General features: G+C 62.0%; 24 protein-coding genes. 16 read left to right on the top strand and 8 right to left on the bottom strand.

Annotated elements, in window-relative coordinates:
* Nucleotides 1-136: 136 nt before the first annotated feature.
* The 3 genes from JXQ94_RS08360 to flbT all read right to left on the bottom strand — a co-directional run bounded on the left by JXQ94_RS08360 (nt 137) and on the right by flbT (nt 1,931).
* Nucleotides 137-964 (bottom strand): flagellin, encoded by an 828-nt coding sequence (locus tag JXQ94_RS08360; RefSeq protein ID WP_421923312.1) that lies wholly within the window; start codon nt 962-964, stop codon nt 137-139.
* Between the two features lie 200 nt (nt 965-1,164).
* Nucleotides 1,165-1,545, bottom strand: a complete 381-nt coding sequence (gene flaF / locus JXQ94_RS08365; protein WP_421923313.1) for a flagellar biosynthesis regulator FlaF — start codon at nt 1,543-1,545, stop codon at nt 1,165-1,167.
* A complete protein-coding gene (gene flbT, locus JXQ94_RS08370) occupies nt 1,545-1,931 on the bottom strand; it encodes a flagellar biosynthesis repressor FlbT (protein ID WP_421923314.1) in 387 nt (128 codons plus the stop codon). Before flbT ends, flaF begins: the two co-directional genes overlap by 1 nt.
* Before the next feature lie 140 nt (nt 1,932-2,071).
* Here flbT and JXQ94_RS08375 point away from each other — a divergent pair, with 140 nt between their 5' ends.
* The 6 genes from JXQ94_RS08375 (at nt 2,072) to JXQ94_RS08400 (ending at nt 8,604) form a co-directional block, all read left to right on the top strand.
* Entirely contained in the window at nt 2,072-3,904 is a 1,833-nt protein-coding gene (locus JXQ94_RS08375) for a tetratricopeptide repeat protein (protein ID WP_421923315.1), read from the top strand.
* Between the two features lie 5 nt (nt 3,905-3,909).
* Entirely contained in the window at nt 3,910-4,854 is a 945-nt protein-coding gene (locus JXQ94_RS08380) for a hypothetical protein (protein WP_421923316.1), read from the top strand.
* A gap of 83 nt (nt 4,855-4,937) precedes the next feature.
* Nucleotides 4,938-5,912, top strand: coding sequence for a sulfotransferase family protein (locus JXQ94_RS08385; protein ID WP_421923317.1), 975 nt, complete (start codon nt 4,938-4,940; stop codon nt 5,910-5,912).
* The gene (locus JXQ94_RS08390) at nt 5,909-6,952 is read left to right on the top strand and encodes a hypothetical protein (RefSeq protein ID WP_421923318.1); all 1,044 of its coding nucleotides are present in this window, start codon (nt 5,909-5,911) and stop codon (nt 6,950-6,952) included. Before JXQ94_RS08385 ends, JXQ94_RS08390 begins: the two co-directional genes overlap by 4 nt.
* Nucleotides 6,953-6,954: 2 nt before the next feature.
* Nucleotides 6,955-7,683, top strand: coding sequence for a cytidylyltransferase domain-containing protein (locus JXQ94_RS08395; RefSeq protein ID WP_421923319.1), 729 nt, complete (start codon nt 6,955-6,957; stop codon nt 7,681-7,683).
* A 3-nt stretch (nt 7,684-7,686) separates the two neighbouring features.
* Nucleotides 7,687-8,604 carry an N-acetylneuraminate synthase family protein gene (locus tag JXQ94_RS08400; protein ID WP_421923320.1) on the top strand — a complete coding sequence of 306 codons (918 nt, stop codon included), beginning with the start codon at nt 7,687-7,689 and terminating at the stop codon, nt 8,602-8,604.
* A 9-nt stretch (nt 8,605-8,613) separates the two neighbouring features.
* Here the strand turns inward: JXQ94_RS08400 and JXQ94_RS08405 are convergent, their stop codons facing one another.
* Nucleotides 8,614-8,922 carry a GIY-YIG nuclease family protein gene (locus JXQ94_RS08405; RefSeq protein WP_421923321.1) on the bottom strand — a complete coding sequence of 103 codons (309 nt, stop codon included), beginning with the start codon at nt 8,920-8,922 and terminating at the stop codon, nt 8,614-8,616.
* A gap of 276 nt (nt 8,923-9,198) precedes the next feature.
* Nucleotides 9,199-9,912: a cupin domain-containing protein gene (locus tag JXQ94_RS08410; RefSeq protein ID WP_421923322.1), complete on the bottom strand. Its 714-nt coding sequence runs from the start codon at nt 9,910-9,912 to the stop codon at nt 9,199-9,201.
* Between the two features lie 144 nt (nt 9,913-10,056).
* On the opposite strand from JXQ94_RS08410, the gene JXQ94_RS08415 reads away from it, so the two are divergent.
* The 5 genes from JXQ94_RS08415 (at nt 10,057) to JXQ94_RS08435 (ending at nt 15,822) form a co-directional block, all read left to right on the top strand.
* Nucleotides 10,057-10,935 (top strand): AAA family ATPase, encoded by an 879-nt coding sequence (locus JXQ94_RS08415; RefSeq protein ID WP_421923323.1) that lies wholly within the window; start codon nt 10,057-10,059, stop codon nt 10,933-10,935.
* A gap of 86 nt (nt 10,936-11,021) precedes the next feature.
* Nucleotides 11,022-12,452, top strand: a complete 1,431-nt coding sequence (locus JXQ94_RS08420; protein WP_421923324.1) for a tetratricopeptide repeat protein — start codon at nt 11,022-11,024, stop codon at nt 12,450-12,452.
* A 194-nt stretch (nt 12,453-12,646) separates the two neighbouring features.
* Complete coding sequence (locus JXQ94_RS08425) at nt 12,647-13,249, top strand: CatB-related O-acetyltransferase (RefSeq protein WP_421923733.1); 603 nt, start codon at nt 12,647-12,649, stop codon at nt 13,247-13,249.
* A 201-nt stretch (nt 13,250-13,450) separates the two neighbouring features.
* Nucleotides 13,451-14,689, top strand: coding sequence for a parallel beta-helix domain-containing protein (locus tag JXQ94_RS08430; protein WP_421923325.1), 1,239 nt, complete (start codon nt 13,451-13,453; stop codon nt 14,687-14,689).
* A 14-nt stretch (nt 14,690-14,703) separates the two neighbouring features.
* Nucleotides 14,704-15,822: an SO2930 family diheme c-type cytochrome gene (locus tag JXQ94_RS08435; protein WP_421923326.1), complete on the top strand. Its 1,119-nt coding sequence runs from the start codon at nt 14,704-14,706 to the stop codon at nt 15,820-15,822.
* On the opposite strand, the gene JXQ94_RS08440 is transcribed toward JXQ94_RS08435, so the two are convergent.
* A complete protein-coding gene (locus JXQ94_RS08440) occupies nt 15,823-16,464 on the bottom strand; it encodes a TetR/AcrR family transcriptional regulator (protein ID WP_421923327.1) in 642 nt (213 codons plus the stop codon).
* Between the two features lie 239 nt (nt 16,465-16,703).
* Between JXQ94_RS08440 and JXQ94_RS08445 the strand changes: the two genes are divergently transcribed.
* Together JXQ94_RS08445 and JXQ94_RS08450 are read left to right on the top strand one after the other, a co-directional pair.
* Nucleotides 16,704-19,133, top strand: a complete 2,430-nt coding sequence (locus JXQ94_RS08445; RefSeq protein WP_421923328.1) for a TonB-dependent receptor — start codon at nt 16,704-16,706, stop codon at nt 19,131-19,133.
* Nucleotides 19,134-19,252: 119 nt separating this feature from the next.
* On the top strand, nt 19,253-20,428 hold the full coding sequence (locus JXQ94_RS08450) for a vWA domain-containing protein (protein WP_421923329.1): 1,176 nt from the start codon (nt 19,253-19,255) through the stop codon (nt 20,426-20,428).
* On the opposite strand, the gene JXQ94_RS08455 is transcribed toward JXQ94_RS08450, so the two are convergent.
* Entirely contained in the window at nt 20,425-21,048 is a 624-nt protein-coding gene (locus JXQ94_RS08455) for a glutathione S-transferase family protein (RefSeq protein WP_421923330.1), read from the bottom strand. The two genes, JXQ94_RS08450 and JXQ94_RS08455, sit on opposite strands and share 4 nt — an antisense overlap.
* 170 nt (nt 21,049-21,218) lie before the next feature.
* On the opposite strand from JXQ94_RS08455, the gene JXQ94_RS08460 reads away from it, so the two are divergent.
* The gene (locus JXQ94_RS08460; RefSeq protein ID WP_421923331.1) at nt 21,219-21,545 is read left to right on the top strand and encodes a chorismate mutase; all 327 of its coding nucleotides are present in this window, start codon (nt 21,219-21,221) and stop codon (nt 21,543-21,545) included.
* A gap of 6 nt (nt 21,546-21,551) precedes the next feature.
* Here the strand turns inward: JXQ94_RS08460 and JXQ94_RS08465 are convergent, their stop codons facing one another.
* Nucleotides 21,552-21,878: an Hpt domain-containing protein gene (locus JXQ94_RS08465; RefSeq protein WP_421923332.1), complete on the bottom strand. Its 327-nt coding sequence runs from the start codon at nt 21,876-21,878 to the stop codon at nt 21,552-21,554.
* A 155-nt stretch (nt 21,879-22,033) separates the two neighbouring features.
* Here JXQ94_RS08465 and JXQ94_RS08470 point away from each other — a divergent pair, with 155 nt between their 5' ends.
* Nucleotides 22,034-22,432, top strand: coding sequence for a hypothetical protein (locus tag JXQ94_RS08470; RefSeq protein ID WP_421923333.1), 399 nt, complete (start codon nt 22,034-22,036; stop codon nt 22,430-22,432).
* Between the two features lie 67 nt (nt 22,433-22,499).
* Nucleotides 22,500-23,600, top strand: a complete 1,101-nt coding sequence (locus JXQ94_RS08475; protein ID WP_421923334.1) for a virginiamycin B lyase family protein — start codon at nt 22,500-22,502, stop codon at nt 23,598-23,600.
* Nucleotides 23,601-23,675 lie beyond the last annotated feature (75 nt).

The raw sequence follows: 23,675 nt of genomic DNA on the forward strand, positions 1-23,675 counted from the left end.
TAAAATCTGCCGATCGGCAAGATTTTATGATTAATATCAGGTTAATAGTCGAATTTGGACATGGGTATACGCCAGCGCTGGTGAACCTGAAAAAAATGACCGGGATCGCCACGAAGGCGATCCCGGCCGGACGAACTTAGCCGAAGAACGACAGGATGGTCTGCGGCGCCTGGTTGGCAATTGAGAGCGCCTGGACACCCAGCTGCTGCTTGACTTGCAGCGACTGGAGTCGGGCGCTTTCCTTGGCCAGGTCGGCGTCGACCAGATTGCCGATCCCCTGCTCCAGCGTATCGGTGAGCCGCGAAACGAAGTTGTTGTGAATTTCCAACGACTTCGAAGCGGTACCCAATTTGGCCAGAGAGGTATTCAGGTTGTCGAGAGACGTCTCGATCGTGGTGACAAGCGTAGATGCGTCACCTGCCGAAGCGAAGGAAGCCGTGGCCGCCACCGTCACGGTACCACCTGCCAGAGTGAAGTTCTGGTCAGAAATGGTGATCGTGTTGGAACCGTCCGAATTGGCCAGTGCGGAAATCGAGGTCACCGAACCATTGATCAGGTTGGTGCCGTTGAACTCCGCATTGGAGGTAATCGTTGCAATCTGATCCCGCAGGGCCTTGAAGTCTTCATTCAGGGCCGTTCGGGAGGCTGCATCGAGCGATGCATCAGATGCCGCGAGCGCCTTTTCCTTCATTTCGACGAGAATATCGGAGATCGCCTCACCGGCAGCCAGGGCTACGTCGGTGACCGATGTTGCGAGGTCCAGACTTTGTGAGACCGCACCATAGCCGGCGACCTGAGAGCGCATGCGCTGGGCAATAGCGTAAACACCGCCATTGTCCTTGGCACTGGCCACTTCCAGACCGGTGTTGATACGATTCTGAACCTCATTCATCGACATGTTCGTCTTGTTCAGATTCTGCAGGGCGATCATCGCCCCAGCGTTGGTGTTGACAGAAAGTGCCATTTTTTTGCTCTCCATTCTGGATGCGTTTAAGGCCGAATTTTTCAGCCGCGAGCCTTTTGCTCACAGCAGGCATCGCAAACGGCATGCCGCGGAACGGACGCGAAAAAACCAATCAAATCTGAGTATTAGGATATTAAAAAAGGCACCCTCCGAAGAAGGTGCCTGTTCCTGCCCGCCCGATATTGCCGCCTCGGCAATTGTTACCCGGCGGCCTGGCTCGCGCTGGCATTGGCCTGCGGCATCAGCCCCTGCATGACAGTCCGGTTGATGTCGACCAGATCATCGAGCGCCTCGGGATTGCGCATGGCGTGACTGCCGTGCTTGGAGACGAAGATGGACAGCGAGATGATGGCGGCTCGCAAGGCCTCGGGAAGCTTGTTGTCCTGGCTGGCGCAATCCAGCGCCAGATTGCTCCAGACGCGACGATTCCAGTCAATCGCTTCGGCCCGGTCGCGGACTGCTTCCATGGGCAGGGTCTTGGCATTCATCAAGGAACGCGTCACCTGGGCAAAGAGCCGGTATTCGGTGGCTCGCGGATCTTCGGCCCGCGCCGCGGTATTTTGATAGGCTTGAAACGACATCAGCTCAGCCTCTCGGCTTCATAGGTCATGAGTTTGCGGCACCCCAGCAGCGCCTTGTAGTGCTCACCCGCCATGACATCGCGGCTGACATTCACACAAAGCGCGAGGATCTGCGGATCCGAGACAACACCCATGAACTCATTCATCCGGAGGACGAATTCGTCGTAGAGCTTGTCGTCATTCTTGTCGGACAGATACATCATCATGATCGGAAAATAGATCCGCTTGACGGGTGTATCGACGTCCTCGGCCTGCAGGATGTCCTTCTCGCGAAGCACCGAAGCCTTGTTCTGCAGCACAAGATTGGCCCGCCGGTCACCGTTTTCGATAACGGCTCCGTTCAGAACAAACCTCTCGCCGGGTTTGAGCGAGATTTTGAGCGGCATGAGGTCCCTCCGGTCCACAACGAGTGCGATCAGTGATTTTCGCAGCGTGCAGGTTGGCAATATGGGGTGAAGAAAAGGTTTCCACGGCAGCCGCATGCCGTCATTCGTTATTAGCGAGTTCTTAAAGCGAATCTCCTGCCTTGGCCGACAGAATCGAGGCAGGATTGATGACCATGCAGGAAGCCAGCGCGCTCGACCTTGATGCGGAAATATCCGCCCAGGCCGAAATCGAGAAGAATGAAACCCGCGATGCGGTACCGCTCGGTGCCCAGGCGGTCCGCGTGGACTCGCACCTGGAAGGCATGCCTGCCGAACGTCGGCGTACCTTCCAGAAAGTCGTCGCCCTCGCCAAACGGGCAATGAAGACGTCAGCCGAAGGCGACAATGTCGCTGCGGCCCGTCTCGCCCACAAGGCCTGGCTGCTCGCCCCCGACATCGCGCTGACCAATCATGTGCTCGGGCTCATGCTGTACAATCTGGGCCGATTGTCGCGCGCGCTCGACTTTTTCGAAGCCGCCTGGAAAATCGATCCGAAGGACGCCGAGATCTACCAGAAGCTCGGCCTCGTCGCCTGGAAGCTCGACATGCTGGAGGCGGCGGAGAAATTCTACCGTCTGCAATACAAGCTAGCCCCGACCGCCGTCGATGCCGCGATCAATCTCGGCGGCGTATTGCGCGATGCGGGCAAGTTCGAGGAAGCGATCGAGATCCTGCGCACGGCGATCTATGCGCATCAGGACAATTTCGAACTGTGGAATTCGATGGGCACCGTCATCAATGACAGTGGTGACCCCGTGCAGGCGCGCACATTCTATGAAGAAGCGCTTCGCCTGCGGCCGAATTACGGGCGCGCTCACAACAATATGGCCAATATCCACGAATTGCTGGGCGAACCCGAGCTTGCCATTCCGCATTTCGACGCCGCCCTCTTGGACCCTGCCGACCCCATGGAGGAGGCCACCATGCAGCATGGCCGCTCCATGGTCCTGCTGGCCGCCGGCCGGATCGAGGAAGGCTGGGCCGCCAATGAGAGCCGGCTCAACCCGAACCGGGCCCAGGCCACGCTTTTCACCCTCAAAACCCCGATGTGGGATGGCACCCATGCCGAGCAAATGCGCGGCAAGACCCTGCTGCTCGTTGGCGAGCAGGGACTCGGCGACGAAATCCTTTTCATGAATACCGTCAAGGATCTGCTCGAGGCCGTCGGGCCGGACGGGGAGCTGCGTATCGCCTGCGAATACCGCCTCATGCCCCTGGTTCAGAGGTCCTTTCCCGACGCGGTTGTCGGCCATCACATGTCGGCCAGTGTCGAGGGCCGCGATGTGCGCGTCGTACCGCCCATGCTGGAGAATGGCGCAGATTTCTGGACGCCCATGGCCACGCCGCTTCGCTCATTCCGAAATCGCGTTGAGGATTTCCCGGCCGAGAAGGGCTTCCTGACCCCGGACGCCGAGGTACAGGCCACCTTCCGCGAGCAGATCGACGGGTTCGGCACGGGGCTGAAGGTCGGCGTTTTGTGGAAATCCCTGAACATGAATGCCCGCCGCTCCCGCTTTTTCTCGGCTTTCGACGCCTGGGAGACTGTGCTGAAAACGCCGGGCGTGGACTTCATCAACCTGCAATATGGCAAGGTCGAGGATGAACTCGCCCTCGCCAAGGAGCGTTTTGGCGTCACCCTGCACCAGCCCACCGATATCGATCTGAAAATGGATCTCGACAAGGTTGCCGCCTATGCCTCGGCCTGTGACCTTGTAATCGGACCCATGAATGCGACCTCCAACCTGGCTGCCGCCTGTGGTGGCACGGTCTGGTTCATCCACGCCCGCTCCTCGACCTGGACGCTACTCGGATCGGATCGCCAGCACTGGTATCCCCAAACCCGCTCTTTCTTCGGCTCCGGCTTCCAGGACTGGGACAATACGATGTCACGCGTGGCCACGGATCTGGCCGAGCTGGCCAGCAAACCGGGCTGACCCGCATGTCGGTGCGGCTCGCCCTTCGCGCCGATGGCTCGGACAGGATCGGGCTGGGGCATGTCATGCGATGCGGGGCCCTGGCCAATGCCTTGGTCGCGGCAGGCGCGACGCCCGTCTGGCTGACCACGACCCCGCAACACCTGCCCGCCGATCTCGCCCCGGCCATCAAGATTGTCACGCTGGACAGCGATGACGATCTTGTCGACCAGCTGGGGTCAGAGCAGGTCCACCACCTCGTGGCGGACTGGAAGTTCACCGAGGCTGAACGGGTTGCCGCGCTTCGCAGGCAAGGGTTCCACGTCACCCTGATCGGCAATTTCCTGCATGGCGCCATCCCGGACCTTCATATCCGCCAGGGCTTCCTGCCCGGCCTGTCCCCCTCCGGGTCGCGCGCGCTCAGCGGACCCAAATACCTGTTGCTATCAGATAGCTACGCCAATCTCCCAGCCCGCAAGGTGCGGGCAGCGGCGCGGCATGTCCTGCTGTCACTGGGCGGGACACACACACCGCTCCTCGCCCGAATTCGCGCCATTCTGGCGCGGGCATTTCCCGCGATCGACTGCGAGTGGCGCGGCCCGGCTACCGATGGCCCCGTACCGCCCCTGAGTCAGGCCCTGCAAGCTGCCGATATCGGCATTCTCGCCGGCGGCACCAGCCTGCATGAAGCTGCCGCGACCGGCCTGCCGACCCTGTGCGTGCCGATCGCTGCCAATCAGCTGGACCGGGCGGAGCAATTCGAAAGCGTTGGACTGGGCCTTTCGCTCAATCCGGAGGATCCGGGTTTCGACCGCCAGTTCGAGACCGAATTGACCGCCCTGATCACGGATGTCGAACGCCGCCAGGCCATGGCCCGGACCGGCCAGGCCCTGGTCGATGGCGATGGTGCAGGCCGGGTCGCCCGGCACCTGATCGGGCTGGCCGCGACGGGTTCCGTGGAATCGCAGTAAATCCTTAAGTCTCAACAGGTCCATTGGTCGGCAAGCGCCACGGTGATTCGCCCCGAGCGGATTGAGAAAGACAGGGCAGGCACATGACAGGTGACAGCCGGAGCAAAACCGGGCCGACATCCGGCGGCCACCAGGTCTGGCCGAATTTCCTGGTCATCGGCGCGCCGAAATCCGGCACCACGTCGCTCTATCACTATCTCAGCCAGCACAACGACGTCTTCCTGTCGAAGGTCCGCAAGGAAGGCCGCTTCTTTTCCGGCGTCGGCGACGGCTCGGTCTACTGGCCGGAATTCTACCATTTCGACACGGCGCCGAATGTCAGCGACTATCAGGCCCTGTTTGTGGATTATGCCGGGCAAGCGCGCATTGGCGACGTCTCGCCGGACTATTACGCCTACGCCCCGATCGCGGCGCCGCGCGTGATGACCTATTGCGGGCCGGAGACACGGATCATCGCCATCCTTCGCAATCCGGTGGATCGGACCTATTCCCACTACCTCCAGAATGTGCGCCGCGATGCGGAATTCTACTCGTTCGAGAAAGCGCTCGCCGACGAGCCGCGCCGGATTGCCGCCAATTGGGGCTTTCAGTGGCTCTACGCCGATACCGGCCGCTATGCCGACCGCCTGCGGGAGTATCGCGACCGTTTCGGCAAGATGCTCATCCTGCTGCAGGACGAGCTCGATCAGGACGGGCCGGGAACGGTCAGACGAATTTTCGACTTTCTGGAGATCGACAGCGATGTGCCGGTCACGGTGGAGAAACGCTATAATACGGGCGGAATTCCACGCTCGAAAATGAGCATTCTCGAAGGCGCCCATGATGATCGGGATGGCGCCAGCTTCGAGACATTGCATGCCGAACTGATCGCTCCGGTCAGTGGCGTCGCTGGCGCCACCAGCGCCGACGGCGTCTACCCCCCGATCCAGGACACCAAGGTTTCGATCCCGCCAATGGCCGAAGCAATGCGCGCCCGCCTGCAGGCGCAATTCGAGCCCGAGATTGCAGCCCTGGAACACCTGCTTGGTCGCTCGCTCGACCAATGGCGGTCGACATGAGCCTGTCGGACCTGACCAAAGGTGTCCTCGTCACCGGCGTTGGCGCACCGCCCGGCCTGGGCACATTGCGGTCCCTGCGCCTCGCCGACCCGTCCCTGCGCCTGGTCGCCGCTGACACCAATGCGCTGGCCGGCGGGCTTTTCGAGCCCGGAACCGAACACACCATCCTGCCCTCGGCCGCAGACCCGGCGACCTACCGGGCGGCGGTGAAGGCCTTCTGCGAACGCGAGGGGCTCGACATCATCATCGCCGGATCGGAAGCCGAGATCGCGGCCCTCGCCCCGGTTGCCCGCGCCTGGAGCGCAGCCGGCCTGCGCGTCCCGGTCGCCGAGCCGGAGGTGATCGCCTTCGGGATCGACAAGGGCTTGCTGCTGGATCGGGTTAGCCGGGTCGGCCTGCCCCATCCACACACGCTGCAACCCGCCTGCGACGCGGACCTCGAGGGCTGGGACGGTGGCTTCCCCTGCGTGCTCAAACCGCGCAGCTCACGCGGCGCGCGCGGTGTGAGCTACCCCGCCGACCCTGCAGAACTGCACGCCGTGTGGGCCGAGACGTCGGCCGAACATGGCCCTTGTGTCGTCCAGCAACTCATCCCCGGCGGGGCGGAAACCGTCTATACGATCGGCTCGCTCTGGAACCAGGGCGACCTGGTCGTGTCGACCCTGCACCGAAAGCTGCAAACCAACCCGCCTTCCGGCGGTGTCGCCATCGCCGGCGAGACGGTTGATGATCCCGGCCTGATGGCCGCCGGTCTTGCCGTGCTCCAGGCTTCCGGCCCCTGGCATGGCCTCGCGGCTGTCGAGCTGAAACGCCCGACCAGGGACGCCCTGCCCTATTTGCTGGAGATCAATCCGCGCATGTGGGGCTTTGGCTATCTGATGACGCTGGCAGGCCTCAATATCCCCGCCCTGCTGATCCGCATGCTGGCCGGACGCGAGCATCTGATCGGCCATATCCCGTCAACCTTTCCGCCCTATGCTCCAACGCGTATGGTTCGAACCTGGCAGGACATCGAAATCCCGCCGACCGAGGAGACATGATCGTGACCCGGACAGTCGCCGTCATTCAGGCCCGCACCGGCTCCAACCGGCTGCCGGGCAAGATCCTGGAAACCCTGCACGACGATGTGTCGCTGCTGGCCTATCAGTGCCGCCATCTGCGGGCCATTGAGGGTGTGGACGAACTGGTCATCGCGACCACGACCAATCCCGATGATGATGCGGTCGTGGCTCTGGCCGAGAGCGAGGGCATCCGTGTCTTCCGCGGCTCGGAAGAGGATGTGCTGTCGCGCTTCCTTCTGGTGGCCGAACACACGCTGGCAAAGACGCTGATCCGAATCACCTCGGACAGCCCGTTCCGCGACCCTGCCGTGATCGCCCGCTGCGTCGCCGAGCATCGGGCCCAGGGCGCCGAATATACCCGCCCCAGCGCCGGTCACCTGCCCAAGGGCCTGCGCGCCGAGGTCGTGGAGACCGCCGTCCTGCGTCAGCTCGACAGCGCCGCAGAGACGACCCCGCGCGATCGCGAGCATGTCACCGTCTTCATTCGGGATCATCTCGACCGCTTCCGCTGTCACACGGTGGATTTTCCGGAGGCCCTGCATCGGCCGGAGTTTGATGTTTCGGTCGACACACAGGACGATCTCGCCCTGGTGCGGGTGCTCTATGCCAGCCTTGCGGAACGCGACTGGCCGGTCGACACGGCGCATTTGTGCCGCCTGCTCGACGAGACGCATGTGCTCAAATCCATCCTCACAGACCTGGCCTCCTGACCCATGACCCACATTGATGTGATCGCCGAAATCGGCTCCAACCACGGCGGCGATATCGACGTCGCCAAGCGTTATATCGGGGCCTGCGCCAAGGCCGGGGCCGATATCGTCAAATTCCAGACATTGAGCCGCGAGGGCCTCATCGCCCGCTTTGTGAAGGATGCGGACGGACAGGTCGTGGAGAATCCGAAATTCGCCGCATTCGGCAATGCCGGCCTGCCCGATGACTGGCATGCGCCCTTGAAGGCCTGCGCCGAGGAGAATGGGGTGGAATTCATGTCCACGCCCTTCTCGCTGGATGCTGTTGCACTGATGGAAGAGATCGGGGTCAAGCGCTACAAGATTGCCTCCGGCGACCTCACCTTCACACCATTGCTGGAGGCCCTGGGCGCCACCGGCAAGCCGCTCATCCTGTCCACCGGCGCCAGTTATATGGATGAGGTCACCCAGGCCGTGGGCACGCTCAGCCGGACCGGTTGCCCGAATCTGACGGTGCTGCACTGCGCCGCCAGTTATCCGCCCGCCTGGGAGGATCTTAACCTGACCGCGATCACGACGATGCGAAGGACGCTCGGCCTCCCGGTCGGCCTCTCCGATCACTCACCCGGTGCGATGGCACCAATCGCGGCGGCCGCCCTTGGTGCGGTCGTGATCGAGAAACATGTCACCTTCGATCGCACGACGCCCGGACCGGACCATCCCTTCGCCATGGAAATGGACGAACTGGCCGCCATGATCACCGATCTGCGCAATCTGGAAATTGCCCTGGGCGATGGCGAGAAAAGGCCCGCCGCGAGCGAGATCAATCGCCGCCGCAATCTGCGCCGCGGCCGCTATGACGCCGCCACCGGAAAGCCGGACGAAAACGGCACCGACTGGCTGCGCCCACAACACGCTCCGGATGACCGCGCGGAATCCTGAGCCCCGCCTTCAATCCATCGGCGCCCACATCTGGATGGTGTCGTACAGGCCTTCCCAATCGGGATTGGTGCGCTCGATCAGATTGATCTTCCATTGGCGATGCCAGTTTTTCAGGCGCTTTTCGCGTTCGATAGCGAAACCGAAATCCTGGTGAAATTCATACCAGACTAGGCGATTGACCCTGTACATGCGGGTGAAGGCGGCCCCCTTGCCTTCCTTGTGCAGCATGATCCGCATCGCGATATTGCCCGTCACACCGATATGGAGCGTGCCGTTTCGTTGGCTGGCGAGGATGGAGACGCAGGGATGCTGGGCCATACTTGGACTTTAACGCGAGCTTGTTGACCCACCCGTGATTTCGGTCATGCGAACTCACTTTTTCCGCCTCCTCCAAACGTCATCCTGACGAAGGTCAGGACCCAGTTCATAAGACTGAGTACATCCAACTGGGGCGCCATCACGCTCTATGATCTGGGCCCTGACCTTCGTCAGGGTGACGCTTGTTTGGAGCATCGCATGAAGGCTGGAAGTCGACGTGTTAAAACAAAAAAGGGGTGCCCGGAGGCGCCCCTTTTTGTTTCGGCAGACCCGCCCCTATTTGGTGCGGATCGAGTCGATTTTCGATGCAGAGACACCGTCGACGATCGTGCGATTGATCATCGGGTGGTTCTCATCCTGGGGACCGAAATCACTGTCCGGATGATAGGCAATCACCCGCATCTCGCTGTCGAAGGTGCGGAATTTGTGATGCCCCTCATAGGGAATGCGGAACATCACGCCCGGCTCGAGCGGGATGATACCCTCCGGCGTCTCGCATTCACCGCGCCCCGAATAGACCACACCGATCCGGTCGGACGGGTGGGTGTGAGAGGTCTGGTCAATGCCGGGCGGGAAATAGAGCAGGTTGAGGCAGGGATCGCCCATCTTGACCGGCGCGATCAGCAGGCTGTCGGTGCAGCCATCGATATATTTGAGGCGCCCCTGCGGTTCGACCGGTCCGCCGATCGTGAAAAACGCCTGGTGGAACTCGCGGGCCATGACGATCCCGCGGCCACCGGAAACGGTGAGCGCGTTATTGGCCGAGAAATACATCCCCGCCCGGAGCGTGAATTGTCCCGAGGCGGTGACAAGCGTTGCCTCGCCGTCCTGGACAAAGCCGAAATAGGCCGTGTTCACATTGCCCAGTTCAAGCCTTTCGCCATCCCAGGCATGCAGAGTGGTCGGGAAATTGGGATCACAATCCGCAACCTTCCCGGTCAGCCATTCGAAGGCGTAAAAATTCTGGGTCCGCATCATCCCGTCAGCCATGGATCCTGCACCTTTTTCATCATGCAACCACACTCGACGGGATTCGTCTTTACAGTCCCTTAATCGACGCGTGTCGGTGGCGAATACAAAATTAACGGGTTCAGCCCTCTGGAGACATGCGACCAATCGCGCTAGATCGCTGGCATGCGCTTTGAAGGAACAGATCAGTACGTTGCTGATGGTGAACTGAGTGCCGCGGTCAACGCCGCGGTTGCTCTCGAGCGCCCGCTACTCGTCAAGGGCGAGCCGGGCACGGGCAAGACGGAATTGGCCAAGCAGGTCGCCCAGGCGATGGGCATGCCGCTGATAGAATGGCACATCAAGTCGACCACAAAGGCCCGCCAGGGCCTGTATGAGTATGATGCCGTGGCGCGCCTGCGCGACAGTCAGCTCGGCGATGACCGGGTGCACGACATCAACAACTACATCCGCAAGGGCAAGCTGTGGGAGGCCTTCGCCGCCCCCGAGCGGTCCGTCCTGCTGATCGACGAGATCGACAAGGCCGATATCGAATTCCCCAACGACCTCCTGCAGGAGCTCGACCGGATGGAATTCCATGTCTACGAGACCGGCGAGACGATCACCGCCAAGAACCGCCCGGTCATCATCATCACCTCGAACAATGAGAAGGAATTGCCGGACGCCTTCCTGCGCCGCTGCTTCTTCCATTTCATCGCCTTCCCCGACGAATCAACCATGCGCAAGATCGTCGAGGTCCATTATCCGGGCCTGAAGGGACGCCTCCTGTCTGAAGCGCTGACGCTTTTCTACCAGATCCGCGATGTGCCCGGCGTCAAGAAGAAGCCCTCGACCTCGGAACTCCTGGACTGGCTGAAACTTCTCCTCGTCGAGGATATCGACGCTTCGGTCCTGGCTGAACGCGATCCGCGCAAGCTGATCCCGCCGCTGCACGGTGCCCTGCTGAAGAACGAGCAGGACGTGATTCTGTTCGAAAAGCTCGCCTTCATGGCGCGCCGCCCGGGTGGCCCGGGCGAGGGCCCGCGCGGGCCGGGGGCGGCTTAGCCCCGCGATTGCCGCAACGCAGCCTTGCCGTCGCCCAAAAAGCATTTGAAGGTCGCAGGACCGAAAATTGCCCAAAGGGGGACGGCATGCGGCATCATCTTCTTTCAGGCATCGCGGCGATGGCCGTTCTCGCGCCACTGGCACACGCCCAGACCGAGACGAGTGACGCCTATGTCGAGGCCGCCATCGCAACTTATCGCGACGGCGATACAGACGAAGCGTTGCGGCAGGCCGAAGCGGCTGTGGCCGCGGCCCAGTCTCCCGCCGAGGCGTTCAATGCCAGCATTCTCTATGGCGACCTGCGGCTTGCAGTCACCGACCTGCAGGGCGCATACGAGCTGTTCAGCCGGGCAGTCGAAATCGTCGAGACCAATGACGCTGAAAATCTCGAAGCGCTCGATATCGCGCTGACCCGCCAAGCCAACGCCGCGCTCCAGCTAGGCCGGCGCGCAGAATGGCAAGCCATCGGCGACCGCCTGCTGGAACTCAATCGCGCCCAGGACGAATGGCAATGGCGTTTCGAGGACGAAAACGCGGTTACCCACCGTTTCACCAGCTATTATTGCCCGTCAGACTCCGGGCCTTTCGTTCGCCGCGAAATGATCAGCTTCGATGCGCGCGGCACCGACGTCGCCTGCAGTTATGCGGTTCGCAATCAACAAAACCCGACGATCACCATTCATATGTACCACACGCCGGAGTCCTCACAGGAGCAGAGCTTCGAAGCGGCCATGACAAGCATGCGCCGGAACTTCAACACGGCTCGCGACGTTGAAGCCGGCACCACCGAACTGGGCGGCGTTCCGGTTCGCTATACACTGCTCGAGCAGAACGGCACGCAGAGTGGCACCTGGACCAGTTGGATCAATGGCTGGACCCTGAAGTTGCGCATGACCCATTATGGCGAGCTGACCCGTGCCGATTTCGATGCGGCGGCAGAGCTCACCTTCTCCGGAGCATCCGCCATGCAGGCCCACCTGGAAACATGTCGCGCCATCGAGGGCTCAGACACGGCTGAATTCCAGCAGGCCTCGTCCGACATGGGTGCCTCGCTGGAGAACGCGCTGATGATGTCACTACTGGCCGCGCCGGAGACGGACCCGGTCTCCCGAGACTCGCTGTCCTGCTATCTTGGAGCAGCCGAATTCCGACCGCGTGGTGGCGTGCTCAGCGCCATACTCGGCCCGGACGGAACGCCGATCGCCTATCGCGCCTCTCCCACCGGTGATCCGATGATTCGTATCGAGGCCGGAGAGAGCTCCAACCTGCTGGCCATCAGCCGCGGCGAAGACGAGGACAGGGCCGTCGTCTCGCTAACCCTGTCGACGGCCGATGGCCGCGGTTCCTACGGCAGCTTCACGGAATGGCCCAGCCCGCAGCGCTTTGCGGAGACGATAGACCAGCTCCTGCGTGAGAACTGGTCCGTCACCAATTGGGTCCGCTATGCGGACGGGGGTGCGCAAATCACACTGGGGGGCGATGGCCCTGCGGGTGACAGTAATTCCGAACCCGACTAGCATCGACCCTCGCCACGCGCCGGACACAGGAGAGCGCTCAAATGAACAATCGCGGCTAGACCGCGCCTGGCCGGGAGACCGGGGGCGCGTTTCGATCATTTGAAACCCCTCATGCCCGGAGTCTGTTCATGACGGCCTCACACGAAACTTCCGCCTTCGACCACCCTGCTCTTGATCCCATGAACCGGTCGCCCATGCCGGCAGCGCCGAGCATGGCCTATCTCAAGCCGCTGGTGGCCGGCCATCCCAAGGTCACGGCCGGCGAATACAGCTATATCCATTCCTTCGATGACCCGGCCCGCTTTGCCGAGACCCAGCTCAAATACGCCTTCGACTTCATCGAGGATCGTCTGGTGATCGGCAAGTTCTGCTCGATCGCGGCGGACGCGACCTTCGTCCTCAATGGCGGCAATCATTTTGCCGACCGGCTGTCGAGCTATCCCTTCCCGATTTTCGGGGGCTGGGGTGAACCAGATCCAGGACCGTGGCCGAACAAGGGGGCGATCACGATCGGCCATGATGTCTGGATCGGCTGGGATGCGGTGATCATGCCCGGTGTGACGATCGGCCATGGCGCCATCATCGCCGCCAAATCCGTCGTCACACGCGATGTCGATCCCTACACGATCATCGGCGGCAATCCGGCCACGCCTATTCGCAAACGCCTGCCCGAGGCCGATATCGAGCGCCTGCTGACGCTCGCCTGGTGGGACTGGCCTGTCGAGACGATCCGCGCGGCATCCAAGGCCCTGATGACGGCGGATGTGGAAGCGTTGGAGCGGTTTTCGCCCGACTGATCCGCGCCACGCACAGCCTTGTCTCTGCCCGGGCGCGCCGTTCACAGCGGCCCGCGCGGCGTGCCGCGGCTGCACAAAACCGGAAACTGTTTCTGTTTCTGATTGTCTATCGCTTCCAGATATGGAAATTTGTGGCACAACAGAGGGACAGGGCGCCACAGTCTGACGACTCAAGCGCGGGCGTAAGCCGGGGAGAAGGCAATGAAAATGACGCGATATCTGATTGTGGGCGCTGCTGCGCTGGTTCTGACCGCTTGCGGTAATGGCGGCCAGGACGGACGCGATGTCTCTGAAGCGGACGGGGATTATCAGTCAGTTCTGCTGGAGCAGTTGATCGACGCCCAACCCGGTGACGTCATCGAGATCCCGGCCGGCGTCTACAGCTTCAACCGCTCACTGAGCCTCAATGTCGATGGCGTGACCATTCGCGGCGCCGGCATGGACCAGACCATCCTCAACTTCCAGGGCCAGATCGCCGGGGCGGAAGGCCTGATCGTCACCGCCAATGACTTCACCCTGGAAGACCTCGCCATCGAGGACACGTCCGGCGACGGGCTGAAAGTGAATGGCGGCGAGAACATCATCATTCGCGGCGTTCGCGTCGAATGGACGAATGGCTATTCAACCGAGAATGGCGCCTACGGCATCTATCCGGTCCAGACGACCAATGTCCTCGTCGAGAATACGGTTGCGATCGGCGCCTCCGATGCCGGCATCTATGTCGGCCAGTCGCGCAATGTGGTCGTCCGCAACAGCCGTGCCGAATACAATGTCGCCGGTATCGAGATCGAGAATTGCATCGGTGCCGATGTCTACGGCAATACCGCGACCAACAATACGGGCGGCATCCTGGTCTTCAACATGCCGAACCTGCCGCAGCCGGGCTATCACACCCGCGTCTATGACAATGATATCTTCGAGAACAATACCGAGAATTTCGGCCATGCCGGCACACCGGTCGCCAGCGTCCCGGCCGGCTCGGGCATTGTCATCAATTCCAACGACCAGGTCGAGATTTTCAACAATCGCATCTCGGACAATGACACCGCCAATATCATCATCTCCAGCCTGCACTCGACCGGCTATTCCGATTACTCGGTGCAAAGTGATTTCGATCCCTATCCCGAAACGATCTGGATCCATGACAACACATATTCCGGTGGCGGCACTTCGCCGGACGGGCTTGACCTGACAGCGCTGAAAATCGCCATGTTCGGCCTCAACGGCGCCCTGCCCGACGTCTTGTTCGACGGCTTTGTCGATGACGCGAAACTCGTCGATGGTGTCCTGCCGGACGCGCTGCGTATCTGCGTGGCCGACGATGTCGACGTTCTCAATGCCGACGGTCCCAATGGCTATGGCGCACCGCGGATCGAGACCGAGGCCTTCCGCTGCACGCTGGACGACCTCGCGCCGGTCGAGCTGGCCCTCGCTGACTGATCAGGACCAACGACATGTTTCGCCGACTGACCCTCATGCTCGTGCTGGGCATGGCCGCCTGCTCGCCCAGCGAACCGGCGCCACAATTCCATGCGGTCGACACGCCCCGGCTCCTGTCTGAATGGGGCCAGGTCGGGATTAGCGGCGAAACCCTGCGACTGGGCGAGGGTGTTGTGGCCTATGACCTCAACACCCCGCTCTTCACCGACTACGCGCTGAAACTGCGCACGATCTGGATGCCGGAGGGTATGCAGGCCGGTTATCGGGAACACGAAACGCTCGATTTCCCTGTCGGAACGGTCATCACCAAGACCTTCTACTACCCGCTGGCCGAACAAGCGGGGGCCGTCCTGCGCGGCGACGGTCATGCCCTGATCGACGCCGAGGGCGATCTCGACCTGTCCCGGGTCCAGCTGATCGAGACACGCATCCTCGTTCACCGCGAAGACGGCTGGGCGGCCCTGCCCTATCGCTGGAATGACGACCAGAGCGAAGCCGTGCTGCATCGCTATGGCGATATCGTGCCCTTGACCCTGGTCGGGACTGACGGCGAGGCGCAGGATTTCAATTATGTGATGCCGGATGTGAACCAGTGCGCCAGTTGCCATGCGCCGGATTCCAATACCCGGATCATCTCACCCATCGGCCCCAAACCGCGGCATCTCAACCGCGACTTCGCCTATCCCGGCGGCCCGATGAACCAGCTCGACTATCTCACCGAAGTCGGCTTCCTGACCGGCGCGCCGGCACCGGCAGACGCGCCACGCAATGCCGATTGGACAGATCTCAACGCGACGCTTGAAGACCGCGCCCGCGCGTATCTCGATGCCAATTGCTCACATTGCCACAGCCCGGTCGGTCCGGCCGACACATCAGGCCTCGATCTTGAACCGGGTATCGCCCACGGGCCCGCTCTTGGAATCTGCAAACTGCCTATCGCGGCCGGCGCGGGTACCGGTGATCGCCAGCATGACATCGTTCCCGGCCAGCCGGACGAGTCCATTCTTCTCTTCCGTCTCGACAATATCGAGCCGGACCAGATGATGCCGGAAGTGGGGCGCTCGACCATACACACCGAAGGCGTCGATCTGATCCGGGCCTGGATTGAAAGCTTGCCTGGCGATTGTGACTGATCAGTCCAGATACGGAGCGAGATAGCGCTGCAGCGCTGCCAGGGTCTCGGTAAAATAGATCTCGGCATCGGCCGGCCGGTCGCGCGTCTCGAAGATCAGCACTTCCGCCGCACAATAGATTTCCACCGTCATCCGCGCGACCACGTCCGGATCGCCGCCGTGAAAGCCGTCCAGTCCCTTGCGCCAGCGATCAGCGAGGAAGCCCGCCAGGCGCAGATTCCAAGCCTCGCGAACCGCGCGCAGTTCGTGTGTGGTGAGCGTCAGACGGAAGACGGCCCCGTAAGACGGATTGCTGGCCACCAATTGGCGCAGGCCGAAAATCATGCCTGACAGGCTGACCGTCCAGTCCTGCTCGTCCGGATCCTCCATGATCGTGGTGACGATCCGGTCGGTCTCGGCCTTGAACTCTTCCAATATGGTGCGGTGGATCGAGTAGATATTCGGGAAATAGCGATAGACGGAACTCACCGGCACGCCAGCTTCGGCGGCCACGGTCGAGGTCGTGATCGCGTCCACCTCACCACGCTCCAGCAGAGCCTTGGTCGCAGCAACGATTTTCAGGATTCGATCCTGCGATCGTTTCTGCCGCGGGGCGGCGCGCCTTTCCAGGTCGACCCCATCTGTCGGTGCACGTTCGTTCACAAGCTGCCTCGTTGAATTCATTTTGCAATCTGGCACAACATTCCGGCGAGGCAAGTGTGACCCTTTTGCGCCTCCTGCCCGGTTTCAGCTGGTCCAGGCAGTCCCTCGCTTGAATAACAGAAAAAAATTCTGTTTCATTTATTTGGATATTCGAATGGGAAATCCAAGGGGAATCGGCATGTCCGGCGAGATAAACGCCCGGCTGACCGGAATTGGGCCAAGCGCCCAGCGGAGGGAAAATGACACGCATTCAATCGGCTCGCCGGCTCGGCCTGCGCGCACTGCTCGCCACGACGGCTGCCTGCATCGCGGTTGCGCCTGCCCTGGCGCAGGACGACGCCATGGACGAGGACGTCATCGTTGTGACCGCCCAGCAGCGCGCCCAGTCCTCGCAGGATGTCCCGATCTCGCTGCAGGTCATGGACAGCGAATTCATCAGCTCGGTCGCCGCCGATGATATGGGTGACCTGGAAGCCTTTGTTCCAGGCCTGGATGTCTCCAATGGCAGCCCGACCCAGCCGCGCTATTCCATCCGCGGCATCACTACGAGCGATTTTGGCGTCGGCACCGATCCGGCGGTCGGCATCTATGTCGATGGCATCTATGCGGCGCGCTCGGGCGCCTCACTGCTCGCCTTCAATGATATCGAACGGATCGAGGTGCTGAAAGGGCCGCAAGGGACGCTCTTCGGGCGCAACTCGGCCGCCGGCGCCGTCTCCATCATCACGCGCGAACCCGGTGATGAACTGGAAGGTCGCGTGGCCGTCCGCCTGGGCAGCCATAACCGTGTCCGCACCGAGGCGATGATCAATATCCCGATCACCGACACGCTCGCCGTGCGCGCAAACTTCCTCGACAACAGCGCCGACGGCTGGTTGACCGATGCCGTGACCGGTGAGGATTATCGTCGCGAAGACGCGTCGGCCGACCGTATCACCGTGCGTTGGGATGCGACCCCGTCGACACAGATCCTGCTGCGCCACAGCCGTGACAGCATTGACCAGGACGCCCGCCCGGCGATCGGCATCGTCGACCTGCCAGCCGCGCCCGGCACACCGCCGCTTCCGGTGGATACCGACGCCTATCTCAACCCCTTCAATGCGCCCTTGCGCAATGATGTCGTTTTCAATCGCGAAGCCCGCGACCTGGCCGAGACCACGCTGACTATCCGCCAGGATATTGGCGAGATGACGCTGACCTCGCTGACCTCTTTCCGTGAGTTCGACACGATGAATCGCGAGGACGAGGACGGTACCAACCGGATCAACACCTATTTCGACACCTCGAATGTCGAGAGCAATGAAGCTTTCTACCAGGAGTTCCGCCTGGCCGGGACCAACGGGCCGGTCGATTGGCTGATCGGCGCCAGCTATTATGACGAGACCGCGATTCAGGCCTCCGAGACCTTCACCTTCACCGACACGGTGAACACGGTATTGGGCAATATCGGCGCCGGCACACCTTTCACCGATCTGGAATACGGCCTGCTCGTCCCCTTCGGCCTGCCCTTCTCCATGCTTGGACATTCCTGGTCCGAGAACATGAATAATGAAGGCGAGTTCACCGCCCGCGCGGTCTATGCCGACATGATCTGGTCCGCAACGGACCGCCTGAATATCTCACTCGGCCTGCGCTATACCGAGGATGAGAAGTCCTTCCAATGGCTCAATGGGCCGCGGGTCGCCAACGGTCTCGACCAGACCCTGGCTGCACTTGACGGCGCCGGCATTCTCGCACTCGCCGGGGCTTCTCCGAATGACTTCCTGTTCGACTTTGTCTTCGACCTGTCGCCGCTGGCGGGCGTGGCCTGCGATAATGGCGTCAATGTCGCCGAGGGCGTGCCATGCGTGATGGAAGACAGCTGGAACAATCTCAGCCCACGCGTCGTTGTCGACTATCAGCTGACTGAGAATGTCATGGTCTATGGCTCTTTCTCTGAAGGCTACAAGGCCGGTGGCTACAACTCGGTCGAGGTCGGCTCGCGCTTCGAGAACGAAACGGTGACAAGCTGGGAAGTCGGCTTCAAATCGGACTTCCTGGACCCGGATTTGATCTTCAACATGTCGGCCTTCTCCTATGTCTATGAGGGCAAGCAATCCATCCGCCTGGTCGTGCCGACCGGTGGCGGCGTGCCGCAATACCTGGTCCAGACCTCCGATGACGAAGCCATCGGTGTCGACATGGAGCTGGACTGGCAGGCCTCCGACGCGCTGCGCCTGTACGGCAATGCGCAGTGGATCGATTCCACGCACAAGCGCCGGGTGGACAGCAATGGCACCGATCTGTCGGGCGAGCCGACCGGTGAGCCGTTCTGGAATGTCGCCTTTGGCGCAGCGTATGTGTTGGATCTGGACAATGGCAGTGATCTGACCCTGCAGGCCAATCACGCCTGGCGTGGAGAGGGCCGGTGCAACAGCCAGTCGACCCTCCAGGGCACATGCGGCGGCTATGCCGCCTTCGCCCTGGGCGAGTCCCGCAATCGCACCGATCTGCGCGCCCGCTGGACCGCTCCCAATGGCGACCTCACGGTCAGCGCCTTCGTCAACAATGTTTTCGACAACCAGTATGTCGAGGGCGTCAACAACATCACGGCGAGCACGTTGGGTACCGCGTTCTCCTCCATCTCGACGCCGCGCGTTTGGGGCGTGGAGTTCGGCTACGACTTCTAGTCACGAGCTCCATTGCGGCGCAACGGCCTCGCCTCCGGGCGGGGCCGTTTTCCGTTTGGGCGGCGGATCGCACGCACCCGCGCCCTTCCCTGCCACGCGAACCCCGCTAGATTGAGCGCATGCTGCATCATTTCTTCACCGAACTCCGCGCCGCCAAGATCCCCGTCACCACGCGGGAATACCTGACCCTGCTGGAAGCGCTCGACAAGGGTGTGATCGAGCCGGAGATCAAGCATTTCTACTCGGTCAGCCGCGCCGCCCTGGTCAAGGACGAGAAGGATTTCGACAAGTTCGACATGGTGTTCAGCCACGTCTTCAAGGGCGTCGAAATGCTCTCCCAAATGTTCGAGGACAAGGACATCCCGGACGAGTGGTTGCAGGCGATGATGAAGCGCATGCTGACCGAAGAGGAAATGGCCGAACTCAAGGCCCTGCCCTTCGACGAGCTGATGGAAACCCTCAAGAAACGCCTTGAGGAGCAGGAAAAGCGGCATGAGGGCGGAAACAAGTGGATCGGCACCGGCGGCACCTCTCCCTTCGGTCATTCCGGCTATAATCCGTCCGGCGTGCGCATTGGTGGCGAAAGCCAGAACAAGCGCGCGGCAAAAGTCTGGGAGCAGCGGCGCTACAAGGATCTCGACGGGGAGCGCGAGCTCGGCACGCGCAATCTGAAAGTCGCCCTGCGGCGTCTGCGAAAATTTGCCCGCGATGGCGCCCGCGAGGAACTCGACCTTGGCGAAACGATCGACGCCACCGCCAAACAGGGCTGGCTCGATGTCATCATGCGGCCGGAACGCCGCAATGCGATCAAGGTGCTGGCCCTGTTCGATGTCGGCGGTTCGATGGACCCGCATATCCGGCTGTGCGAGGAGCTTTTCTCGGCCGCCCGCACGACCTTCAAGAATCTCGAATATTTCTACTTCCACAACTGCCCCTATGAAGGCGTGTGGCGGTCAAACCTGCGCCGTCGCACCGAGACCGTGCCGACGCTGGATGTGATGCACAAATACCCGGCCGACTGGAAGGTCATCCTGGTCGGCGATGCCGCCATGGCGCCCTATGAGATCACCCATGATGGCGGCTCGGTCGAGCACTGGAATGAAGAGGCCGGCGCGGTCTGGCTGCAGCGTATCGCAGACACCTGGCCACACCTGATCTGGATCAATCCGACACCTGAGAAATGGTGGGAGCACTCCTACTCCACCCGCCTCGTCCAGGACATTATCGGCGCCGACCGCATGTTCCCGCTGACCCTGGAAGGCGTCGATGCGGCGATGAAGGAACTGGCGCGCTAGGCAAGCGCTGTCACCCGGCCCTCATCATAATCCAGCTCCAGCTCGTTTTCGACGCGGGCGATCCAGCTGCGCACGCCGAGGAATTCGTCGAGATCAAACCCACCCTCATCGGCGACGCGCGTGTAGGCGACAAGCGCGATATCGGCGAGGGTGAGCGTGTCGCGGACGATGAAGTCGCGCGACAGGAGGCGCATCTCCATCACGCCCAGCGCCCGCCGCCCCTTGGCCATGAGCTGGGGGTCGATCGTGTCCTCACTCATGTTCTGGAAAGCCTTCTGGAAGCGGCGCACGGCGATATAGGGCTCGTGGCTGTATTGCTCCCAGAACATCCATTCGAGCATCTTGGCCTGGTCGAAAGCATCGGCCGGGATCAGGTCCGAACCCGCGGCCAGATGGAAGATGATGGCATTGGACTGGGCCAGGATGCGGCCATCCTCGCGCTCCAGGCACGGCACTTGTCCGGCCGGGTTGATGGCCAGGAAGTCCTCGGTGCGGGTCTCGCCCTTGGCGACGTCGACCTCATGCCAGTCATAGCTGAGGCCGAGCCGGTCGGCCGTCCACTTGACCTTCAGGCAATTGCCACTGCGCTGGTCACCATAGATGCGAACGGGCTGGTTCATGGACGACTCCCTTGTCTGGTCCCGCAGCATAACGCCACCGCGCGCGCGGTCATATGATGAATGCGTGTCCGTGCCGGCAAGGCGGGTTTCACCGGCTGTGACAGTCCGCCGCTTGGGCCTCGCCGCGAGCCCGCCTATAAGAGGCGAAACGAGCACAGGTATCCGCCAGAATGACCATGTCTACCCGCCCCGACATCACAGACCCCGAAGCCTGCCAGACCATGCAGGAAGTACGTGCCGGCGTGGACGCGCTCGACCGCGAACTGGTCGCCCTCATTGCCCAGCGGGCGCGCTATATGGAAGCCGCCGCCCGGATCAAGCCGAGCCGCGATGTGGTCCGCGATGAATGGCGGATCAATGATGTGATCGCCAAGGTCACCGCCGAAGCCGACAAGCGCGGGCTGGCTGTCGAGATCGCCGAACCGGTCTGGCGCGAACTGGTCGAGCGCTCGATCGCTTACGAATTCAGTGTCTGGGACAAGACGCGCGAGGACTGAAGCCGGTCAGCCGGCTTGCGCAAAGGCGAGTTCGGTTTCGCGGACGCAGTGCTCCACTTCCAGCCGGGCACCCGGCCAGGCCGGCTCCGCAGCCGGCTCGACCGCATCGCACAAATCAGCCAGCGCAAAGGCGCCGACACCGCGCGCGGCCCCCTTGAGCGTATGGCAGGCCGCGCGCCAGGCAGACGCGTCGACTGGGGAGTCCATGATCGCCAGGCAGCGTTGCGCCTGATCGCACATCAACCCCAGGAGCTCATCGCGCAAGGCCACATCCCCACCCGTATAACGGGCGAGATGAGCGGCATCAAACAGCGGTGCGGCTGGGTTTTCCATGGCGGCTATCATAGCCCATCTCTAGCCCGGCGCCCTTAACAGCCTCCTTAAATACCCACCCGCACAGGACCGATCGCTCAGCTTGGTGAATGAAGCGTTCAGTTTCGCGTCAGGCGCGAAATGTGAGGCTGGCAGCAAGAATCCGGAGGGGCACCATGATCAAAACCGTCAAGACACTCACCGTCTGTCTGGCCCTCGCATTGGGGGCCGGCGGGCTTGCCGCGGCGGACAGTGGCGTCACCCGCACAACCGAGACCGCACCACGCCTGGCCGCTGAAACCGGCGAGAAGCGTCTCCAACGCCGCCACCATCGCCCGCGCCATGACTATCGTCCGCGCCGCGGATCGCATCATGATCACGGCTATCGGCGCGGCCAGCCATCACGCTATCGCTATGCGTCACAATGCTGGGAGTCACGCCAGCAGGCACATTTTCGCGGACGTCCTGCCCTTGTTGCCGTCCGCCTGTGCCGTGACCGCCACGGGCGGACCTATACCGTGCGTGGCTCGACCCGGCTGATCCATTACATTCGCTCACCCTATCGTCGCTGGTAGCGGGCGGGCGCCCTTGGCTTGAAGACGGGGCAGCGGCGCGATACCTCTTTTTGCGAGGGAGACTTCCATGCGTGACCGACTGACCCGCCTGCTTGCCGTTTCGGTATCCATCACAAGCCTGCTGGCCGCCTGCTCGCAGCCGGCGCCAGTCGACGAGGAAGGCCCGCCTGCTGCCAGCGAGACCCTGGCCGCACCGGAGGAGACGCGTCCGGCCGATGGTGTGACCCCGCCCGAGAACAGCCCTGAGATCGCTGCCATCGACATCCAGGAATGGGATGTGCCGTGGGAGGGTCGCCCGCGCGATCCCTACACGCTGGATGGGCAAACGGTCTGGTTTGCCGGCCAGGCCAATTCCTACATTGCCCGCCTTGATGTCGCGACCGGTGAGATGATCCGGATTGACCTGCGCGAAGGCGCCGGACCGCATAATCTCATCGTCCAGGATGATCACCGCGTCTGGTATGCCGGCAATCGCGACGCGCATATCGGCATCTATGATCCGGAAACGGAAAGCTTCGACTATATCGAGACCCCGCGCGACACGACCGCGGACCCGCACACCCAGATTTTCGATGGTCAGGGCCATATCTGGTTTACCAGCCAGCGCAGCAATTCGGTCAGCCGCCTGAACATGGAAACCCGCGATCTGGACACCGTCATGGTGCCGACCGAGGGCGCGCGCGCCTATGGCATCAAACAGGCCCCGGACGGGACAATCTGGGTTGCCCTGTTCGGGACCAACAAGCTGGCCTCTGTCGATCCGGAAACCCTGGAACTGACCGAGCATGACCTGCCGCGCGAGACAACGCGCCCCCGCCGCATCGCCGTGACCTCCGATGGGCGGGTCTGGTATGGCGATTATGCTGACGGCTATCTCGGCGTCCTCGATCCAACCGACCAATCCGTCACCGAATGGGAGATGCCCTCCGGCGCCAATGCCCGCCCCTATGCCTTCGCCGTGGATGGCCAGGACCGGATCTGGTTCGTCGAGACCGGTGTCGACCCGAATTGGTTCGTCGGTTTTGACCCGGAGAGCGAGGCGTTTTTCTCCATCACCGCCATCCCCTCGGGCGGCGGCGTGGTTCGCCATATGCAATATCTGCCATCAACCGGCGAGATCTGGTTTGGCAGCGATATGGGCACGATCGGCCGGGCCCAGGTGGAGTAGGCATTCACACCGCCTGGACGCCAGCCAATCACGCATGGGAGATATGTGTGTTCGGGCAAAGGAATGGCTTGATTT

Origin of the sequence: Maricaulis maris, assembly GCF_049116555.1 — a bacterium.
Taxonomy (GTDB): domain Bacteria; phylum Pseudomonadota; class Alphaproteobacteria; order Caulobacterales; family Maricaulaceae; genus Maricaulis; species Maricaulis maris_C.

Bases quoted from the DNA above. Each gene is read 5' to 3' on its own strand.
- JXQ94_RS08360 (WP_421923312.1), bottom strand. From the start codon at position 964: ATGGCACTTTCTGTCAACACCAACGCTGGGGCGATGATCGCCCTGCAG.
- flaF (WP_421923313.1), bottom strand. From the start codon at position 1,545: ATGTCGTTTCAAGCCTATCAAAATACCGCGGCGCGGGCCGAAGATCCG.
- flbT (WP_421923314.1), bottom strand. From the start codon at position 1,931: ATGCCGCTCAAAATCTCGCTCAAACCCGGCGAGAGGTTTGTTCTGAAC.
- JXQ94_RS08380 (WP_421923316.1), top strand. From the start codon at position 3,910: ATGTCGGTGCGGCTCGCCCTTCGCGCCGATGGCTCGGACAGGATCGGG.
- JXQ94_RS08385 (WP_421923317.1), top strand. From the start codon at position 4,938: ATGACAGGTGACAGCCGGAGCAAAACCGGGCCGACATCCGGCGGCCAC.
- JXQ94_RS08390 (WP_421923318.1), top strand. From the start codon at position 5,909: ATGAGCCTGTCGGACCTGACCAAAGGTGTCCTCGTCACCGGCGTTGGC.
- JXQ94_RS08400 (WP_421923320.1), top strand. From the start codon at position 7,687: ATGACCCACATTGATGTGATCGCCGAAATCGGCTCCAACCACGGCGGC.
- JXQ94_RS08405 (WP_421923321.1), bottom strand. From the start codon at position 8,922: ATGGCCCAGCATCCCTGCGTCTCCATCCTCGCCAGCCAACGAAACGGC.
- JXQ94_RS08410 (WP_421923322.1), bottom strand. From the start codon at position 9,912: ATGGCTGACGGGATGATGCGGACCCAGAATTTTTACGCCTTCGAATGG.
- JXQ94_RS08415 (WP_421923323.1), top strand. From the start codon at position 10,057: ATGCGCTTTGAAGGAACAGATCAGTACGTTGCTGATGGTGAACTGAGT.
- JXQ94_RS08420 (WP_421923324.1), top strand. From the start codon at position 11,022: ATGCGGCATCATCTTCTTTCAGGCATCGCGGCGATGGCCGTTCTCGCG.
- JXQ94_RS08425 (WP_421923733.1), top strand. From the start codon at position 12,647: ATGCCGGCAGCGCCGAGCATGGCCTATCTCAAGCCGCTGGTGGCCGGC.
- JXQ94_RS08430 (WP_421923325.1), top strand. From the start codon at position 13,451: ATGAAAATGACGCGATATCTGATTGTGGGCGCTGCTGCGCTGGTTCTG.
- JXQ94_RS08435 (WP_421923326.1), top strand. From the start codon at position 14,704: ATGTTTCGCCGACTGACCCTCATGCTCGTGCTGGGCATGGCCGCCTGC.
- JXQ94_RS08445 (WP_421923328.1), top strand. From the start codon at position 16,704: ATGACACGCATTCAATCGGCTCGCCGGCTCGGCCTGCGCGCACTGCTC.
- JXQ94_RS08450 (WP_421923329.1), top strand. From the start codon at position 19,253: ATGCTGCATCATTTCTTCACCGAACTCCGCGCCGCCAAGATCCCCGTC.
- JXQ94_RS08455 (WP_421923330.1), bottom strand. From the start codon at position 21,048: ATGAACCAGCCCGTTCGCATCTATGGTGACCAGCGCAGTGGCAATTGC.
- JXQ94_RS08460 (WP_421923331.1), top strand. From the start codon at position 21,219: ATGACCATGTCTACCCGCCCCGACATCACAGACCCCGAAGCCTGCCAG.
- JXQ94_RS08465 (WP_421923332.1), bottom strand. From the start codon at position 21,878: ATGGAAAACCCAGCCGCACCGCTGTTTGATGCCGCTCATCTCGCCCGT.
- JXQ94_RS08470 (WP_421923333.1), top strand. From the start codon at position 22,034: ATGATCAAAACCGTCAAGACACTCACCGTCTGTCTGGCCCTCGCATTG.
- JXQ94_RS08475 (WP_421923334.1), top strand. From the start codon at position 22,500: ATGCGTGACCGACTGACCCGCCTGCTTGCCGTTTCGGTATCCATCACA.